Consider the following 17,458-nt stretch of genomic DNA (forward strand, 5'->3'; position numbering starts at 1 on the left):
TGGGGGTTCATAGCCGCTTCCTCGGGGTGTGGGCGGGTCCGTGGGCGTGCTGGGGCCGCATGCGGGTGCCTGCCTGGTGCAGGAGCCGGTATACGGTGGCGACGGAGTAGCTGTGCTCCCTGGCGAGTTCCGGCACCGTTTCACCGGCCTCGTACCGTGCGCGCAGGGACAGCGCGACCTTGTACCGTTCGGCGGCCCGGGCTGCGGCGCGCATCCGCAGGGTCTGCTGGGTGGTGCGCACGGTGCCACCGGCCTCGATCAGCAGGCGCCGTGCACAGCGCCTCGTCTCTCCCGCGGCTGCGGCGAGTTCGGTGAGCGTTGCGCCGTGCTGCTCGTACAGGGTGCGCAGATGGGCGGCGAGGCGCTTGCGGGCTTGTGGGTTCTGGCGCATCCGGCGGGTCTGCCAGGAGGTGCGCATGACGGTTCCGGCGTCGTGCAGCCGGTTGAGGACGGTGCCGTAGGACAGGCCGCTGGCGGTGACGAGTTCGTCGACCGTGGCACCGGCTTCGTACCGCTGGCGCAGGGACTGGGGCGTCACCGTATCGCTCGCTTCGGAGGTGGCCGGGGGAGGTGGGTTCATGCGACGGACTCCCATTCGCTGAGGGCTTCGGCATGGGCGGCGGCCAGCTCTTCATAACTGCGCTGGTCGGATGGGGTGATGAGGATCAGGCGGCCGTCGGTGGCGACCCGCCAGTCGGCGGCCGGACGGCCGGTGACCGGGTCGAGGACGCGCCCGTCCGGGGCGTGCCACGTGGGCGGGATCTCGTCGGGGCGCGGCAGGGGTACCAGGACCTGACGGCCGTCGCGGACCAGCACCACGGCCCTGCTGCGGTGCTCCGCAAACCGGTCCAGTGCCTGCTGGTAGGCGGCTCGTTCCGCCGTGTGCCGGGCCTTGCGCCGGGCCGCGATGCCCCAGGTGCCGTGTTGCTCGGCGATGTCGGCCCAGCCCTGTGCCGGCGTGTGGCCGTTGCCAGCGTCGTCCGGGAGCCGGATACCGAAGCCCTCCAGAGCACGTGGCGCGAGGGTCCAGGTCTCTCCGGTGTGCTGGACGAGACCGTGGTCGGCGAGGCGTTTCAGGGTCCGGTAGGTGGTGGCGCGGGAGACCGAAGAAGTACCGACGAGCTCGGCAACGGTCTGGTCGGGGCGCAGGTGCAGGGCACTGATGATCAGGAGAGCGGCGCTGCCGAGGGCGTGGTGGGCGAAGGCGTCGTGGCCCATCAGGTGGCTGAGGACGGTGGAGTCGATGTCGGCCGTCGTGGCCGTCTCAGGGGTGGTCCACTCCTCAAGTGCCGGGTCGGGGGGGAACTGAGTGGACCGGAAACGAGACAGTAGAGCGTGGTCGCCGTGTCCGGGGATGGTGCCGTCGCCCAGGTACCAGGTGGAGCCCTCTCGGCCATGGCCGACCCGCAGGCGCCGCAGCCAGCCCTGTGGCCGGAGGACCGTCTCGTAGACGGCCCGCAGTGTCGTGCGGGAGACTCCGGCTTCCTCCGCGGTCTGCCGCTCACTGGCGTGGTGCAGGGGGCCGCCCGCGATCTCGGCGAAGTTCAGGTGCGCCCGCAGCACCCGCAGCGCGGTCCGTCCACGCTCCCCGCGCCACGGTGTCGTTTCGATCCGGTCGCGCAGTGCGGCGAGAACTTCGTACGCCTCGTGCCGGGAACTCAGCGCCGTGGTGCTGCTGATTGCGTCCGAGGCGCTGGCCCACAACCGGCGGATGTAGTCCAGGGCGCGCGACTGCCCGGATCGCAGCGCGATGTGCCGGGTGTGCCGTCCGCCTTCGTGGTCGGGGTGCAGCAGGAGCTGCGTGAGCTGGTCGACGCTGCCGCCGGCGCGGGCGACATGGCAGGCGATGGCCGCAGTGATGCGGTGACCGTGCTCGGCCGCGCCCTGACGGTCCGCGCGCAGGACCACGCTCCGGCGGTCGGAGCCGAGCCTGCTGTAGCTTCCCGCCGCGTAGCGGCCGGTGAGGTCTCCGAGCAGAACCAGGTCAGCCGCAGCCGGAGACAGCCGGTGAAGCCCCAGTCGCTCGCTCGGGTGAATGGGTCGTTGGGATGGGTCTGCCTGGTGGGTGTGGTGTGGCACTGTGGGGTCGTCTCGCAAGGACGTGGACGCCACTCAGGCCCGCTAAAACCACGGGTGGTGTCCGGAACCGACCTCCAATCGGTGCCAAGCGAAGCCTCCAGGATTGCCGTCCTGGAGGCCTTCGTATGCCTGGCCCCGCATCAGGGGCAGACGTCCCCATCGCGGCTCGACCGAGAACGACTCGGAGGGCCGCCAGAGGAGTCCTCACCGGTTCGACACGATCCTGACCTCGGCTGATTCGGGGCCAAGCAGATGGCGATTGCCTCTGGCTGGCTCCGAGCAGCTCGGGTCGAACCCGGGTCGAATCAGAGCGGTTTCCTCTGACTGCCTCCGATCGCCTCTGCAACCCGTCCTAGCAGGTCACAACCGATACGGCTCACAAAAGCGCAGGTCACAAGGGTGCTCAGGAATACCCGGCGTACAGCCCGACTCGTCTGCCGCTCTGTATTTGCGCAGGTCAGAGGCCACGTTTTCTCGCTGAACAAACTTTCCGGGCCGAATCCGGGGCGAATTCGGGCTGCAAGTATCGTCGTCCCCGTCCACTACGCGTGCGGCATATTCGGCATTCCGGGCGTCAACAGCGGTCCGATGTCGATGGTGCCTCCCCCGGTGAGCCGTGCCCGGGCCAGGATTGTCGGCAACGGCTGAATCGCCCGTTGCCGAGACCGTCGGCTCTCTTGGTTTATTTCTGGCCTCGTTGTTGGAGGGTTACAGCTCCGCGCCGTGCGGCAGCGGCGCCGCCCGGCGCTCCAGGCTGCGCAGGCTCGACCGTATGGACATCCATGATCTCCCTGCACTCCCCACCCTGGACGGACACTCCGCGGTCGATCATACGCGCGGCGTGTTCACCAGCCGCTGGGCCACCTCCTCGATGTCCGTGAGCAGTCCGGAGGGTTCCTGGTCCAGGTCGAGGGCGTGCTGGTGCAGGAGGATGCCCGCGTGACGCACCTGATGGGCGGCGTGCAAGGCGTTGCCCTTCGCGTACACCAGGTGCCCCTCGCGCAGGCCGAGAGCCGTGCAGTACGCCAGCATCTGATACAGATCCGAGTCCGGATAGCCGTCCCGCTTCTCCGCCTTGTACTTGGCGTCCGCCACCGCGCACGGCGTTCCGTCCACGCGGTACAGCACGAAGTCGGGCTTCATACGGATCGCGGCCGCGTAGTCGAGGTGGTGCGGATCCTGGAGACGGGCCGTGTGGCCGGTGCCCCGGAACGCCTCCCGCAGTGCCACCGTCACGAAGTCCTCGAAGAGCTTGTTCATGTCGAACAGGAACCCGTCGACGCGAAGCCCACCGGGCGCGTGTTCGGCGGAGGCTCCGTCCAGGACGGCGCGGGCGAGGTGCAGGGCGTGGTGGTAGCGGGAGTTGAGGCGGGTCGGCTGCCAGCCGGGGAGCGGCTGTCCACGCACGATGGTGGCGACATCGGCCAGGCGGGCGCGCTGATGCGACAGCCTGCGCCGCACCTCGCGAGGAACACCCGGAAGACGCAGCAGACGTTCGACGGCGGCTCGTAGGATGCGGTTCTCCGCGATGTCGGTGGTGAACTCGTCGTACGCCACCTCCACCGGCAGTGTCATGCCGAAGCGTCGCCGTATCTGCTCCGCTTCCCGGATACGTCCGCGGACGACGAGAGCGGTCTCCTCCGTCGCACGGTATCCCTGCAACAGGCCTTGCCGAAGAGCTCGGTCCACCTGCCGCTCCACGGCGTGGGCGAGTGCGGGCAGCACGTCCCGGTGCTCGGCGACCGACACCTGCCCGTCACGCCAGGCACCCTTGGGGTCAAAACTGTGACCGAGCAGGAAGAAGAGCCGGGCGACAGGCACCTTCGGCGTGATACGGACGGTGACCGGCTCTCCGCCACCCGGTACGGCGACGGACACAGCGCCGACCTTGCTGCCGGCCCGCAGCGACCAGCGGCCCGGGGTGTACGGGTCCGGGGCGGCGTCCACGATGCGTGCGGCGGCGAGCGCCCGTCCGACGACATCGGGGAGAGGAACCGAGACGGCCGGTGCGTGTTCGACGAGATGCACGGACTCGACGGCCGGTACAGGCGCGGTGCCGGCGGTCACGCCAGGGACTCCCGCAGTGCCGCAAGCCCGTACCGCTTCTCGATGTCCACGCCTTCCCCGTAGTGGTGCTCCTCGAGCAGGGGCAGGATCTTCGTCCGCCAGGTCCGCTCCAGGCCGCCCTCCCGGTACACGCCCTTCTTCATCAGATACGAGGGCCCGATGCGGAAGTCGGCGTCGTCGATGCGGGAGTTGAGCGCGTCGAGCAGATGGGCGGGTTCGCTGTCCTTGCCCTCCCTGGTCAGCCAGCGGCGCAGCAGCCCGCTCGTCGGCTCGGTGCGTGGCGACAGCTCGACGAACGCGAAGCGGCGACGCATCGCCGTGTCCACGAGCGCGATCGACCGGTCGGCCGTGTTCATGGTGCCGATCACGAAGAGATTCGGCGGCAGCGCGAAGTCGTCGCCCGAGTAGGGGAGTTGCACGGACTTGTTCCGGTATTCGAGGAGGAAGTACAGCTCGCCGAAGACCTTGGCCAGGTTGGCGCGGTTGATTTCGTCGATGACCAGGAAGTGCGGGACATGCCGGTTGCCCTCGCGGCCCGCGAGAGCGGCCAGCTCACGCAGTGGGCCCGCGGTGATCCTGAACGCAACATCCTTGGTCTTCGGGTCCTCCTTCGGCCGGAACCCCTCGACGAAGTCCTCGTACGCGTAAGCGGGGTGAAACTGGATGAGTTTCACCTGCTCGGGTCCGCCGCCCAGGAACTCCGCCAGTTTGAGCGACAGATAGGTCTTGCCGGTTCCCGGCGGGCCGTAGAAAACCAACTGCCGTTCGTCCGCGAGCAGATCGCGCACCTCGCGCAGCCACTCCGTTTTGTGCACCAGCAGTTCCGCCGCCAACTCGTCCGTGGGATCCGGCAGCTCCAGCTCGCGACGGGCGACCAGGGCGGGGATCTCCCCGCTCGGATCGCGCTCTATGGCCTCGGCCTCCTCCACCAACTCCTCGTCGCTCAGGCCGAGTCCTTCGACGAGGGCCTGGACCGCAAGGAGGTCGACGACATCGTGCTGGATCGACAGTTTCTGCTGAAGTTCCTCCGGGAGATCGTCATACGGGTATCCGGCCGGCTGCCAGTCCACCGGCCGGCGCAGATTGGACCGCCGGTCCTCCGACTCCGTCTGCTCCGCCTCGCCGGTGACCTCACCGACGTACAGCTCCCCGCCGGAGATCGTGCACACCGTGTCGCCTGGCTTCATACGGGAGAGGAAGGCGTGCAGCTCCTCGACGAGCTGCTGCTTCTGGCCGTACGTGGCCGTCGACTCGTAGTCCTCCTGGACGAAGGTGCGCAGGTCGTCCTTGCTCGTGCCTTGCGTCACGCCCTGCCGCAGGTGGGCCGCGGCGAGGGTGACGAGGCCCTCGGGGAGCCACAGGCGCTGGACCAGATCGAGCCCGGTGACGTTCGAGCCGCGGATGAGCCAGGGGCGGTTGGGGCCCATCCACACACCGGGCATGAAGTCACCCAGGGGTCGGTTGTCCTCGGCCTTCCAGTCGACCCAGCCGTTGGCACTGCGGCCGGTCAGCACCGCCGCGGCCTCGGAGGAGGAATTGAACGTGATGGTGTCGGCGGTCTCCAGCCAGGTCGGCCAGGTCGTCGACGGCACGATCCGCCCCGCCCCGATCAGCTCCTCACGGAGCCGGTGGGCGGAAGCCACACGCGTCGCGAACGACGGCACCACCTCGGGCCGTACCGGCTGCCCCGGACCGACGACGAACTTCCGGCTGCCGTTGGTCCCCTTCTCGTCGGTGTGCCGCCCGCGAGCCACCGGCCCGCCGTTCGGCAACCGCAGCAGAAACTCCGGGTACCCCTCGGCCATGGAACGTCCCCCTCACACCACTGGCCCGATCTTGTCTTGCAGCGTACTGGGAGGCACTGACACGGCCCCTTGATCCGGCCAGTGCCGAGGGCACCTAGGATGTGAGCTCGTTTTGATCGCGGGGCGCGGCGGGCCGCCCCGGTGCGGTTGGCCCACGGGGAGGGCATGAACATCATGACGGAGCAGAGCACGGATCATGCATTAGCCGCGAGTTCGGGGTTCGGCTCGGCCCGGAAGGACTGGCTGCGGGCGCGGGTCACCGAGCTGAGCGAGGCGCTGTGCGACTTCGGTCCGCAGTTGCGTGCGCTGATTCCCACGGATCTGGGTGACCGGCGGCTGGTGAACGCCCTGGTCCTGTGCCGGGTCGCGGCCGACGAGGCGCGCGCCCAGCCCGTGGCGGAGACGGTCGCCTGGCTTGAGCTGCTGATCCCGCACGGCCACCGGCACGACCTGGCGGGCGCCGTACGTCAGCTCAGGTCCGACCTCACCGCGGCCGAGGACCCCGCGCTGTGGTCCTGGCACGCGCGAGCGTGGGAGGAACTCGTCCTCGCGCTCTGGAGGCGTGATCGGGCCGGGGCTGTCGGGCAAGGCCGGGCCGACGACGAGCTCGTATCCCGTTGGGGTTTCCGAGAGGCGGGCACCGCAGGACTCCCGCACCCCGGGTGGACACGGCACGACGAGCGGGGGCTGTCGCTCACGTCCTTGGTCGATCATCTGGAGGACGAGGCCGAGGAGCCCCAGCGGCTGCTCGCGCAGGCGGTCCTGTCGCAGCCCCGGGCGGCCGAGGCGGTAGAGAACTCGCTGGCCGGGTACGAGGAGGGTCTCCAGAGCGCCGGACACCTCGCGTACATCGCTGAACAGCAGCTTTACGTGCAGCAGTTGGAGGAGTGGTGTGACGAGCACGCGCGCCGCGCGTCCCAGGCCACGGAAGACTTCCTGGCGGAGCTGCACGAGTGCGCCGAGAGGTATGTCAGCGAGGAACTCGATCCGCTGATCGTCTCGCTCTCGCCCTGCGAGCGGACCCTGTTCCACACCGCCACGTCTCCCGACCGGCGCGCTCGGCACGAGTACCTGGGCGAGTTCCTCGACTGCGTGACGGCAGGAGCTTCTGAAAGCGCGTGGACGGACGGTGCGCTCGCCCCAGGTATCGCCGAGGAAGCCGCCGAACGCCAGGCGCGGGGGGAGCTCACCTGGCACGCCATGCGTGGCTCCGTGCCGGTCTGGTACCACATCGTCGGCTCCCCGCAGGAGCGGGCCGCCGCGCTGGCCTTCTCGGGAGCGGCCTCGTCCTCCGCGATCCGGGTGGAGGTCGATGTCGTCATGGCCCGTCAGGAGAGCCTGTTCGCGGGGCTGGGGCTGGACGGACCGGAGGACTGGTACCCCGAGCCCGGTATCGAGCTGCGCTACTCCGGGCACAGCGCCACCGATCTGTGCGAACTCCTGGCCCTCGCCCAACTCGGCCACGCTCGACTGGAGTTCGTGATACAGGACGCGGACGGCAGGTTCGTACTGCTCCGCTCCCTGCGGGCCGGGATCCGGGACGCCGACGCCACGGCCTGGCAACGGGGCGCGCTGGACCTCCTGCGGAAACTGGTGCCGAACGTCGACGACCTGGCGGACGCCATCGCGTCCCAAGGGCCCGCGGACGAGCAGGACGACGAATGGGCAGACGGGTGGGACGACGACGAGGAGGATGAGAAGCGGGACGAGCAGCAGGACGAGCGGGAGCAGCCGGACCGCACCTCCACGGCGAGCGGCTCGGGCACCCGTGAGGCACCTGCGCCGTCCCGTCCCGGGCGGCTGTCCGACGATCTGCTGACCAAGGTGAGGGCCATCCTGCGGCAGGCCGAGGATCCGGCGGCCACGCAGGCCGAGGCGGAGGCCTTCCTGCAGAAGGCGACCGCCCTGATGGCCAAGTACGGCATCGAGCAGGCCATGCTCCAGGGCGACGATCCGATCCGGGAACAGCCCGGGGACCGGGTGGTCGAGGTCGTCGCACCGTGGATGGGCGAGTGCAAGCGGCTCCTGTCCGCCATCGCCTACGCCATGCGCTGCCACCCCATCTATCCCGGCGGCAAGGCCAACAAGCACCGGGTCCACCTGTTCGGCTTCGCCTCGGACCTGCACTCCGTCGAGATCCTTTACGCCAGCCTGCGCCTGCAGATGCTGCAGGGCGCCGAACGGGCGGACGCGCGGCACCGGCCGCCGGGGGAGCTCCCGCGCGCCTACAAGCGTTCCTGGATGCTCGGCTTCATCCGGGCGGTCGCTCTGCGGATCGCGGAAGCCGAGCGGGCGGCTCGGGAAGACAGCGAGCGCGACCGCGCGGAGGCCGCCACGCAGGGGCGCAGCGTGGCGCTCGTCCTTGCCGACCGGACCACGCAGGTCCAAGTCGAGGTCGCCTCCCGCTACCCGAAGGTGGGCAAGGTGCGCCGTACGCGCTTCACCGGCAGCGGATACCGGCAGGGGCACGCGGACGGGCAGCAGGCCGACATCGGGGCGTATGCGCTGGACGACGAGAGCGAGGAGATGGACGAGCTCATCGCCTGATCGTCCGTAGCGGCTGCCCTGGGCCGGATTGCCCGTGTTGCGATTTTCGCAACTCCTTCGTATCGTGAATACATGGGCGAAACTGTGACGGATCGCGTACGGAAGGTCATGGGTGGGGCCTCGGTCAACCAGGCGGCGTTCGCCGAGGTCATCGGGCTGGCTCCCGACAAGTTGTCCAAATCTCTGAGCGGTGTCCGCAGATTCACGTCTCTCGATCTCGCCCGGATCGCGGACTTCGGGAAGACCACGGTCGACTGGCTGCTGACGGGGCGTGAGCCGCTGCGCCCCACCGTCGCGGCACGCACCAGCGCGCCGGCAGCCGGTGAGCAAGGCCACGACAGGCTCCACGATCTCCTCGAAAGGTTCACCACGGCACACGAGGTGCTGGATCTCCTGGACCTGTCGCCCGAACTGCCGGAGCTGCCGTCCGTCCGCCCGGACCTCGGGCGCTACGTCGACCAGGGCGTGGCTCTCGCGGACGACGCACTCGCCCGGCTCGCGGCCGAAGGCACACCGGCGGTAGGCGGCCTGGGCACCGCCGGTCTGCTCCAGGCGCTGGAACGCACTTTCGGCGTCGACGTGGCGAAGATCGATCTGCCGGATGCAATCGATGGTGCCGCCTGGCAGGCGGACGGATTCCGGCTCATCATGATCGCGCGAACGAAGGTGCCGACCCGTCAGCGGTTCACCCTCGCCCACGAGCTCTGCCACATTCTGGCCAAGGACGCTCAGGACCTTCTCACGGAGACTCAGCTGTCCCCGGGACGCCAGAAGGACCTGACTGAGGTACGCGCCAATGTGTTCGCCGCGAATCTCCTCATGCCGAGGGACGAAATCAGGACGGCGGTCAAGCAGAGCGACGTCACGGACGAGCAACTCACCTCACTCGTAGTGCGCTTCCAGGTCTCTCCCAGCGCTCTTGCCGCACGACTTGTGCAGTTGGGTGTCATCGCCCCGAAGACCGCGGCGAGACTGCGCGGGCTCACCACGCAGGACTGCCACTGGCTGACCGGACAGAGCGACCTGTTCGAGGCCCACGCCACCTGGTCGCGAGCCAAGCGCCTGCCCTTCCGTCCGGCTCAGTTGCTGTACCAGGCCTACCTCGCGGGGGACACCACCCTGCGCCCGCTGGCCGCGTACACCGGCATGGACGTCGACAGGATCCGCGAGGCGCTCGAACCTGAACCGGCTCCGCAGGAGGGCACGTCAGCCGGCACCGATGTGGACGAAGGGGACCTGGTCTACCAGCCATGACGCGCCACTGCTGGTTCCCTGACAACACCGTGCTCTGCAACTTCGCCGCCGTCGACCGTCTGAGCCTGCTGGAGAAGGTCCTCGACGGCCGCGGCCGCTGGACGCAGGCCGTCGCGGCCGAGGCCGAGCAGTCGAGGCGGTACTTGCCGAGTCTGGGCCAGCTGACGGCCGGCGGATGGCTCGGCGAACCCATCGAGATCGACGACCCCGCCGAGACCGCCCTCGTGGACCGGATCCGCCGTGTCGTCTTCGGTGGCGCCTCGTCCCGGCCCCTGCAACACCTGGGTGAGGCGGAGACACTTGTGATCATTGAGCATCGCGACGGATTCGCAAGCTCGGTGTGGATCACGGACGACGGCGAAGCGGGCCGGTACGCGCGCCGCAAGGGCATCAGCGTCAAGGACACGGTCGACATCATGCGCGAAGCCGTCGTGGACGGCTTGGTCCTGGCGGACGCAGGGCACAGCCTCCTCCTGGAGATGGAACAGACCGGCCGCCACCTGCGAGGCGTTCCGGACAGACCGGAGGACCTGCTGCGCTAAAGCTCGTCCTTGTCCGGCAGGTCGTTGATCAGCGGGACGAGGAGCGGGTGAACGGAGAACCCGGAGGCGGGACCCGGGCCCGCGTCGTACTTGGCCTTCAGGACATAGACGGCCGACTCCGGAATCTTCCCCAGATCCCTGAGCTGGCCCGCGAGACGGGTGACTGGTTTGGTGAAGCCCCTGAGCGAGCGGTCCTCGGGGTACTTGCAGATGCCGTAGATACCGGCGGCGTCCGCGACGCCATCCCTTTCGGCGGCGTACCTGATCACGGCGACGCGGTCCGCGTAGCCCTCGTAGGCCAGCCGGTCGAAGAGTTCCCGGAGCGCGCCGGCCGTCCAGCCCCCGTACGTCTCCTCGTCGGTCTCGATCCGCTCGACCCGTTCGATGTCCTCGACGGACCCCTCCTGGAGGTTGAACTTGAGGATCGACGCGGCGACTTTGAGGAACTGCTTGGGCGTGAGCATGAAGAGCCGGCCGCCGCCGCGGGTCCTCAGTTCCTCGGTCAGTTCCGGTCGGGGACCGCGGTTGAAGCCCTGCTCCTTGCGCCACCAGTCCTCCTTGCCGTCCGCCGTCACGAACAGCACGTCGCACTGGCGGCGGGCGGCCTCCCGCAGGATCTGCTCCCAGACGAGGTAGTCGCCGGCCGCCCCCACACCGTCCTTCGGCTTGTCCATGTAGCCGGGAGGCAGACGCTTCTCGACGCGACGCATTCCCTCCGCGACCGCCTTGCCGTAGTCCTCCGGGCTCAGGGGCGCACCGACCCGGCCGACGAGAGCGGGTTCCAGCTTCGCGATGACCGGGTCGGTGCTCGTGTCCTGGGTGATGTTCTGCCACTCGCCCTTGCCGACCTTGACGATCGCCTCCTGCACGTCGCCGAAGACCTTGTTCAGCTGGTCCCGGAGACGGTCGGTCTCGTTCTCGGGGAGGGCGACACGATTGGCCCAGGTACGCAGGGTCCGCTCAGCCTGCGCCGCATGACCGGCCATGTCCTCGGCGGCCTGCGCACCAGACGACCGCGCTTCGCTGAGGGTGCCCTCACGGTTCCGCCAGAACTCCAGGAGGACCTGGTGCGGCACCCACAGCCGGTTCTCCAGCCCGCCGAGGGCGCGCAGCAGGTCGCCGCGCGCCTGCTCGGTGTATCGGTAAAGGTTCAGCAGTACGTTGGCGTCGGGGGCGACGAGACCGCGGGTCAGTACGGTACTGAAGTCCGTGTGCGTCGGGGTCCGGAAGGTTCCGAAGTCATCGAAGAGGCCTCGGTTGTCCGCGCCGGTCGTCGAGTTGTCCGCCACTGGTGCCCCCGTCGTGTCGCACTTGTGTCCCCTGGTCGGGACCGTATCGCGGGGAGGACGCGCGGGATGGGCGGAATGAGGAAGAGGCCTCAACTGCCTTGTGGAGGAGGGGGCGTCAGCCGGACGATGGACTCACCTCCGCCCAAACCGTCTTGCCGCTCGGTGGGTAGGGCTCCGTGCCCCAGCGGTCGGCGAGGGCGGTGACCAGGAGCAGGCCGCGGCCCGACTCGCTGTGCGCCGGGTCCTCACGCGGGGTGGGGAGTTGCTCGCCGCGTGCGTCGGTGACCGAGACGCGTACGGTGCCGGTCGCCTCGTCGAACGTGAGGGCGACCAGGAAGTCGCGGCCCTGTACGCGGCCGTGGAGCGCCGCGTTGGCGGCAAGTTCGGCGACGACCTGTTCGACGCGTTCGGTTACGGCGGGTGACACCTGCCAGGCCTGGAGCCGCTCGAAGGCGAGCAACCGGGCGAGGCGGGCCCCTCGGCGGGTGGACGACAGTCGCTGGGCGAAAGTACGTACGATCATAGGGATTTGGGGCGTGGGGGCGTTCATGGGGCCACCGTGGCGGGCGCGCGGGGGCGCGCTCCAGGGTACGGTCCGTACGGTGCGTCAGCGTACGGGGACGTTCTGTGGACGGTACGCCGATCTTGCCATCACTCTGGGTGAGTCGATCGCGGGGAGCAGCCGCACGTACGCACCTGGAGGTGGCCGGGCATGACGACGGACAGCAGTGACGAGCTGACGGGGTACGAGGAGGAGCGCGAGCCCGACCCCTCCGACAGTCTGCGGACGTTCGGGGCTGTCGTCCAGGCCTTGCGCGAGCATGCCGGGCTGAGCCGGGCCGAGTTCGGGGAGCTGGTCCGGTTCTCCAAACACACGGTGCAGTCCGTGGAGTTGGGACGCCGCATGCCGGACGAGTCCTTCGTGGAGCTGGGGGAGGAGGCGACGGGTAACACCGGGGCGTTGCGGAGGTCGGCGAAGTTCCTGACACGGGGGGAGGCGGGGCTGGCGGCTTGGTTCCGGAGGTGGGCGAAGCTGGAGAAGGTGGCGGTCAGTCTGTGTACGTATGAGTGTCGGCTGGTGCCGGGGTTGTTGCAGTCGGAGGGGTATGCGCGGGCGGTGTTCGACAACAGCATTCCGCCGTTGTCGAACGAGCAGTTGGAGGCCCAGGTCTCTGCGCGACTGGAGCGGCAGCAGTTGTTGCGCAAGCGGCCGAATGTCCCGTTCAGCTTCATCCTGGAGGAGCACATCTTCCGGCGGCGGCTCGGCGGGACCAAGGTCACGCAGGGTCTGCTCGACCACGTGCTGGGACTCACCGCTCCGCGCAACGTGACACTTCAGATCGTGCCTCTGGATGCTGAGTTCCATGCGTGCCTGGATGGCCCTGTACGGCTTCTGGAGACGCCGGAGCGTCGGCGGCTCGCGTACTCGGAAGGACAGCAGAACGGGCGTCTGATCAGCGACGCAAAGAGGTGAGCCTCCTCTACCAGTGCTATGACACACTGCGCTCGCAGGCTCTGAACCCCCAAGACTCCCGGGGCCTGCTGGAGCGACTACGAGGAGAGCTATGAGCACGACGGAACTCACCTGGTACAAGTCCAGCTACAGCGGCACCCAGGGCGACGACTGTGTTGAGGTCGCCGTCACTGAACAGGCCATCTGCGTAAGGGACTCCAAGGACGTGACGCGTCCTCACTTCGCGGTCGGCCGCGATGGTTGGACGCGGTTCGTGGGGTTCGCGGCGGGGTCTTGAGCCGCGTTCTCCCGGCGGTCGCGTGGTCATGTTCACCGCCGGGACACCGGGTCGGTGGTGGCGCACATGGCGGCGCGCGGCGCTGATACGGGACTTGACGGTGCCCAACGGCAGCTGGACGCGCTCGGCGATCTCCGCGTAGCTCATGTGGCAGATGTCCCGGTAGACCAGCGGCAGAGCCAGAGAAGGATAGTCACTTCTGACGAGCACAGTTGGTGACCACGGTGTGCAGCCAGGTGCTGAAGAGGCTGCGCCTCTCGAACGAGGTGATGTTCTGGGCCACTTGCAGAAAGCACGTCCTGCGCGGCTTCCTCGGCGTCCTCGCGGTTGGGCAGGAACCGTCCGCAGCGACGCAGTACTTCGGGACGGATCGCCTGCAGCAGGGCGTTCAGCGAAGCCGGGTCTCCACCTGCGGCCAGGGCGGCGAGAGGTTCCGCGTCAGGGGGAGCGGCACGGAAGAACCCCCTTGCGTTCGGGATGTCGGACGACTCGGGGCGGCACAGTGTGTGTCCCCTGCATGCAGGGCCCGTGATCGGTGATCGCACGCTACCGGCAAGGTCGTTGTGCGGGTGCCCAAAGAATGGTGATCATGTTGGTCCTGTGCACGTTGCACATGGCTTTGTCACGCGTCGACACTGACACACAGGCATCTGCGGTCGCAGGAACCGGCATGTCCGACGGGCATGCCCGCCAAGGTGCCTTCACCGTCTCGGCGGTGTAAGGCGGTGACCGGCACCGGATGTCGCTCGTGGGCGGCACCACGGACAGAAGCCAACTCCGCCGCCCCCTGGTCCGGTCGAATGTCGAACAGCAACTGCGCTGGAGTTCCGCCCTCATGTCAACACCAACACTTGTCACCGGTCCGACCTCAGTCACCGTGCCCGGCCCGGCCGGCGCTTCGTCTTCCTCGGCCTGCGTGGCGGCGGCTCGTGCCGCTCACCTCGGTACGGCCGCCCCCGGCCGAGGCCCGCACGGCCGTCTGACCCCAGGGACCCGCGGTCCCTGACCCTGCCGCCCGTATCGCGGGATACGTGTCGAAGCGGGCGTAAACGATCCGTGAAGTGGCCGTCAACAGGCCGTCCACACCTCGCCGGTTTTCTTGGTCAGGCGGCGGCCGGCGCCGTTTCCGCCCGGTGCCGCACACCCTCCCACTCGTGCACCGGGCCTCCCAGCACCGCGCACGAAAGAGATATGGGGCGACGTGAACAACTGCTCACAGCCGGACGCTGCCGACGAGAGCACCGCGCAGACCGCGGAGACGGTCATCGGGCGGGCCGAAGCCCTCGCCCGGCTCGGCCGCCTCATCGCTCCCGCCCGGTCCGATCCCCACATGGTGTCGGTGCACGGGGAACTCGGCGTGGGCAAGACCGCGTTGCTGGACGCCGTGACCTCCCTCGCCCTGGAGCGCGGCGCGACGGTCCTGCGAGCGCGGGGCAGCGCCGACGAACGCGACCTGGCCTTCGCCGGACTGCACCAGTTGCTGCGCACCGCCCTGCCCGGGGCGGACCGCCTTCCCGATCGGCAACGGGCCTGCCTGCTGCGGGTGTTCGGGATCGAGGACGATCCGGCACCGGTGGACAGGTTTCTCCTGTGCCTTGCCACGCTCGCCCTGCTGGTCGACCACGCCGACGGAGGTCCCCTGCTGTTGGTGGTCGATGACGCCCATGAGATGGACCGGTCCTCACTGGATGTGCTGACGTTCATCGGCCGCCGGATCGAGGGGGAGCCGATCGCCCTGATCGTCGCGGCCCGCGGCGGAAACCCGATGGGGCCCGCCGACCACGTGGAGGAACTGCACCTCGAACCGCTGGACCCCGCCGCCGCGCAGGCTCTGCTGGACGCCCAGCCCCTCCCGCCCACGGGAGAGGCCCGGCGGCGCGTACTCGACCAGGCGGCCGGCAATCCGCTCGCGCTGATCGAGCTCACGAAGTCAGCCGCCCTGGGCCACTACCAGGACTCGGCGGCGGGCACACTGCTGCTGACCGACCGCTTGGAAAGCCTCTTCGCCCCCTTGCTCGACAAGCTCCCGGACGACAGCAGACGGGTGCTGCTGTGCGCGGCCGCTTCGGGGACCACCGACCTCACCGCACTCCCCGCCGCCGCGAACGACCTGGCAGCCTGGCGGTCCGTCGAAGAGGCAGGACTGGTGCGACTGCGCGCAGGCCGGATCCACTTCCGGCATCCGCTGGTGGGTGCGGCCGTGTACCAGGCCGCGCCCCCGCGCCGGCGCCGTGACGTCCACCTTGCCCTGGCCGCGGTCCCGGCCTGCCCCGCGGACCGGCGGGCCTGGCACCTTTCCGCCGCGGCCCTGGCTCCCGACGAGGACGTGGCACAAGCCCTCGAGTCCACGGCCGATCGCGCTCTGCAACGCCAGGCCCACGTCGAGGCCCTGGCGGCGATGGAACGAGCGGCCGAGCTCACCCCCGACGGTGCCGCCAAGGCGGGGCGATACGTCAGAGCCGTCCATGTCGCCATGCTCGCGAGCGGCACCGCGCGTGCCGTCGAACTCGCCTCCCGACTCTCCGCGCTGACCGATGACCCCGTCGTCCTGGCGCAGGCTTCGATCCTCGAGGGCTGGGCCGCGTCGACCGCGAACCGGCACCACGACGCCGTCGCCCTGCTCGCACCGATCGCGATGTCGATGAGTCACACGGCGCCCGAGGTCGCTCACCTGGCCCTGGCTGTCGGCGCCGGCGCCGCCTACCACTCCGGTCACCCGTCCGACCGCGAACACATCATCGGGCTCCGGCGCCGGATGTCCACGCACAGCGAGGATCTGAGGCCCTTCGATCTGCTGACGCGGGCGGCCACCGAGGCCCACACCCTGGATGCCCCGGTGCTGACGGCGCTGCGGGAAGCCGCCGAAAGGTCCGACCACGGCCATCTCGGCACCCTGTGTCTGGGCACGGCGGCCCTCATTCTCGACGAACCCCACCTGGCGGTGCGCCTGCTGGGCCGGCTGTCCGACCCGCCGTCCGGGGATGCCGGTGCGCGGCCCCCCAACGAGGTCGCCACCATGCTCGGCTGGGCCCAGTTCCAACTGGGCCGCTGGACGGCGGCGGAGGAGACCACCTCGTCGGCGTGCGGAGACGTGCGCGACGGCGAGGCTCAGCTGTCCGACGCGTGGGTTCTGGCCCTCAGCGCCACCCTGGCGGCGCTGCGCGGGGAGACAGCGGCGGCCCGGAATCGGGCGGGGCGCGCGCTGGCTCTGGCTGAGACGCAAGGGGTCCGCTCCGTGGCGGTGTGGGCCAGACGGGCCGCGGGAGCCGCTGCCGCCGCCGAGGGCAACCATGACGAGGCGTACCGCTCCTTCCGGCTGCTGTTCACCGAAGAGGGAGCACCGATCCATCATCATGCGTCCGACTACGGACTGGCGGAACTGGCCACGGCCGCGGTACGGACCGGCCGCACGGACGAGGCGCGGGAGATTCTGTCGCTGGCCGAGGACCGGCTGGCGGGCGCCGCGTCCACCAGACTGCGACTGGTGACGCTCCGCGCCGGCGCTCTGCTGGCGGATCCTGCCGACCCCTCGACCGCCGAGTCCGCCTTCCGCGCCGTACTGGATGATCCCGCGAACGAACGCTGGCCCTTCGAACTCGCCCAGACCAGACTCGAATACGGCGAGTGGTTGCGCAGACGGCGGCGTATCGGCGAAGCGCGACCCTGTCTCGCCCAGGCTCTCGAGGTCTTCGAGCGGCTGGGCAGCCGGCCCTGGACGGAGCGGGCCCGCGCGGAACTGCGAGCCTCGGGACTGGGCGCCTTACCGGCCGACGGCGGGCGGCTGAGCCAGTTGACCGCGCAGCAGCGGGAGATCGTCGGGCTGGCGGCCCAGGGGATGACCAACCGCCAGATCGGAAACCGGCTCTTCCTGTCCCCCCGAACCGTCGGGTTCCACCTCTACCAGGTGTTTCCGAAACTCGGCATCACCGCTCGGTCGCAGCTGCGGGGCCTGCTGGAGGGAGAGACGGCGGGGGCCGCCTGACCGGTGGACGCCCCGCGCCGGTCACCGGCCAGTCAGCTGACAGATGGAGGTGCGGCCGGCGCCGCATAGGTTCGGGAAGGTCATTCGGAAGACGGTCCGGGGTGGTGAGCCGTTCTGCGGCCAGGACTTGGAAGACAGGGCA

The 17,458-nt window shown here is 69.4% G+C and carries 11 protein-coding genes and 2 pseudogenes; 6 read left to right on the plus strand and 7 right to left on the minus strand.

The annotated features are described in order from the left end of the window. Positions 1 to 7: 7 nt before the first annotated feature. From ABT057_RS22000 to ABT057_RS22015, 4 genes are all read right to left on the minus strand, one after another. Positions 8 to 580 (minus strand): helix-turn-helix domain-containing protein, encoded by a 573-nt coding sequence (locus ABT057_RS22000; protein ID WP_352344926.1) that lies wholly within the window; start codon positions 578 to 580, stop codon positions 8 to 10. Next, positions 577 to 1,908: a transcriptional regulator gene (locus ABT057_RS22005; protein WP_352344928.1), complete on the minus strand. Its 1,332-nt coding sequence runs from the start codon at positions 1,906 to 1,908 to the stop codon at positions 577 to 579. The genes ABT057_RS22000 and ABT057_RS22005 overlap by 4 nt, the downstream gene beginning before the upstream one ends. A 999-nt stretch (positions 1,909 to 2,907) precedes the next feature. Beyond that, positions 2,908 to 4,146 carry an McrC family protein gene (locus ABT057_RS22010; protein WP_352344930.1) on the minus strand — a complete coding sequence of 413 codons (1,239 nt, stop codon included), beginning with the start codon at positions 4,144 to 4,146 and terminating at the stop codon, positions 2,908 to 2,910. Further along, complete coding sequence (locus ABT057_RS22015) at positions 4,143 to 5,951, minus strand: DUF4357 domain-containing protein (protein ID WP_352344932.1); 1,809 nt, start codon at positions 5,949 to 5,951, stop codon at positions 4,143 to 4,145. Before ABT057_RS22015 ends, ABT057_RS22010 begins: the two co-directional genes overlap by 4 nt. A gap of 165 nt (positions 5,952 to 6,116) precedes the next feature. On the opposite strand from ABT057_RS22015, the gene ABT057_RS22020 reads away from it, so the two are divergent. From ABT057_RS22020 to ABT057_RS22030, 3 genes are all read left to right on the plus strand, one after another. Next, on the plus strand, positions 6,117 to 8,498 hold the full coding sequence (locus ABT057_RS22020; RefSeq protein WP_352344934.1) for a DUF2786 domain-containing protein: 2,382 nt from the start codon (positions 6,117 to 6,119) through the stop codon (positions 8,496 to 8,498). A gap of 72 nt (positions 8,499 to 8,570) precedes the next feature. Further along, a complete protein-coding gene (locus ABT057_RS22025) occupies positions 8,571 to 9,752 on the plus strand; it encodes an ImmA/IrrE family metallo-endopeptidase (RefSeq protein WP_352344936.1) in 1,182 nt (393 codons plus the stop codon). After that, on the plus strand, positions 9,749 to 10,294 hold the full coding sequence (locus ABT057_RS22030; protein WP_352344938.1) for a PIN domain-containing protein: 546 nt from the start codon (positions 9,749 to 9,751) through the stop codon (positions 10,292 to 10,294). Before ABT057_RS22025 ends, ABT057_RS22030 begins: the two co-directional genes overlap by 4 nt. On the opposite strand, the gene ABT057_RS22035 is transcribed toward ABT057_RS22030, so the two are convergent. Then, positions 10,291 to 11,583 carry a PIN-like domain-containing protein gene (locus ABT057_RS22035; protein ID WP_352344940.1) on the minus strand — a complete coding sequence of 431 codons (1,293 nt, stop codon included), beginning with the start codon at positions 11,581 to 11,583 and terminating at the stop codon, positions 10,291 to 10,293. The two genes, ABT057_RS22030 and ABT057_RS22035, sit on opposite strands and share 4 nt — an antisense overlap. Positions 11,584 to 11,698: 115 nt before the next feature. Further along, complete coding sequence (locus ABT057_RS22040; protein WP_352344942.1) at positions 11,699 to 12,133, minus strand: ATP-binding protein; 435 nt, start codon at positions 12,131 to 12,133, stop codon at positions 11,699 to 11,701. Between the two features lie 162 nt (positions 12,134 to 12,295). Between ABT057_RS22040 and ABT057_RS22045 the strand changes: the two are divergent. Both ABT057_RS22045 and ABT057_RS22050 read left to right on the plus strand, forming a co-directional pair. Then, positions 12,296 to 13,152, plus strand: a pseudogene (locus ABT057_RS22045) (helix-turn-helix domain-containing protein). Next, entirely contained in the window at positions 13,149 to 13,334 is a 186-nt protein-coding gene (locus ABT057_RS22050) for a DUF397 domain-containing protein (RefSeq protein ID WP_352344944.1), read from the plus strand. The pseudogene ABT057_RS22045 and the gene ABT057_RS22050 overlap by 4 nt, the downstream one beginning before the upstream one ends. Before the next feature lie 60 nt (positions 13,335 to 13,394). Here ABT057_RS22050 and ABT057_RS22055 read toward each other — a convergent pair. Continuing rightward, positions 13,395 to 13,813: pseudogene (locus tag ABT057_RS22055) on the minus strand (RNA polymerase sigma factor); the annotation flags it as partial. Between the two features lie 722 nt (positions 13,814 to 14,535). Between ABT057_RS22055 and ABT057_RS22060 the strand changes: the two are divergent. Continuing rightward, the gene (locus ABT057_RS22060) at positions 14,536 to 17,316 is read left to right on the plus strand and encodes a helix-turn-helix transcriptional regulator (protein WP_352344946.1); all 2,781 of its coding nucleotides are present in this window, start codon (positions 14,536 to 14,538) and stop codon (positions 17,314 to 17,316) included. Positions 17,317 to 17,458 lie beyond the last annotated feature (142 nt).

Origin of the sequence: Streptomyces sp. NPDC002588, from assembly GCF_040295925.1 — a bacterium.
Taxonomy (GTDB): domain Bacteria; phylum Actinomycetota; class Actinomycetes; order Streptomycetales; family Streptomycetaceae; genus Streptomyces.

Bases quoted from the DNA above. Each gene is read 5' to 3' on its own strand.
- ABT057_RS22020 (WP_352344934.1), top strand. From the start codon at position 6,117: ATGAACATCATGACGGAGCAGAGCACGGATCATGCATTAGCCGCGAGT.
- ABT057_RS22025 (WP_352344936.1), top strand. From the start codon at position 8,571: ATGGGCGAAACTGTGACGGATCGCGTACGGAAGGTCATGGGTGGGGCC.
- ABT057_RS22015 (WP_352344932.1), bottom strand. From the start codon at position 5,951: ATGGCCGAGGGGTACCCGGAGTTTCTGCTGCGGTTGCCGAACGGCGGG.
- ABT057_RS22000 (WP_352344926.1), bottom strand. From the start codon at position 580: ATGAACCCACCTCCCCCGGCCACCTCCGAAGCGAGCGATACGGTGACG.
- ABT057_RS22030 (WP_352344938.1), top strand. From the start codon at position 9,749: ATGACGCGCCACTGCTGGTTCCCTGACAACACCGTGCTCTGCAACTTC.
- ABT057_RS22040 (WP_352344942.1), bottom strand. From the start codon at position 12,133: ATGAACGCCCCCACGCCCCAAATCCCTATGATCGTACGTACTTTCGCC.
- ABT057_RS22050 (WP_352344944.1), top strand. From the start codon at position 13,149: ATGAGCACGACGGAACTCACCTGGTACAAGTCCAGCTACAGCGGCACC.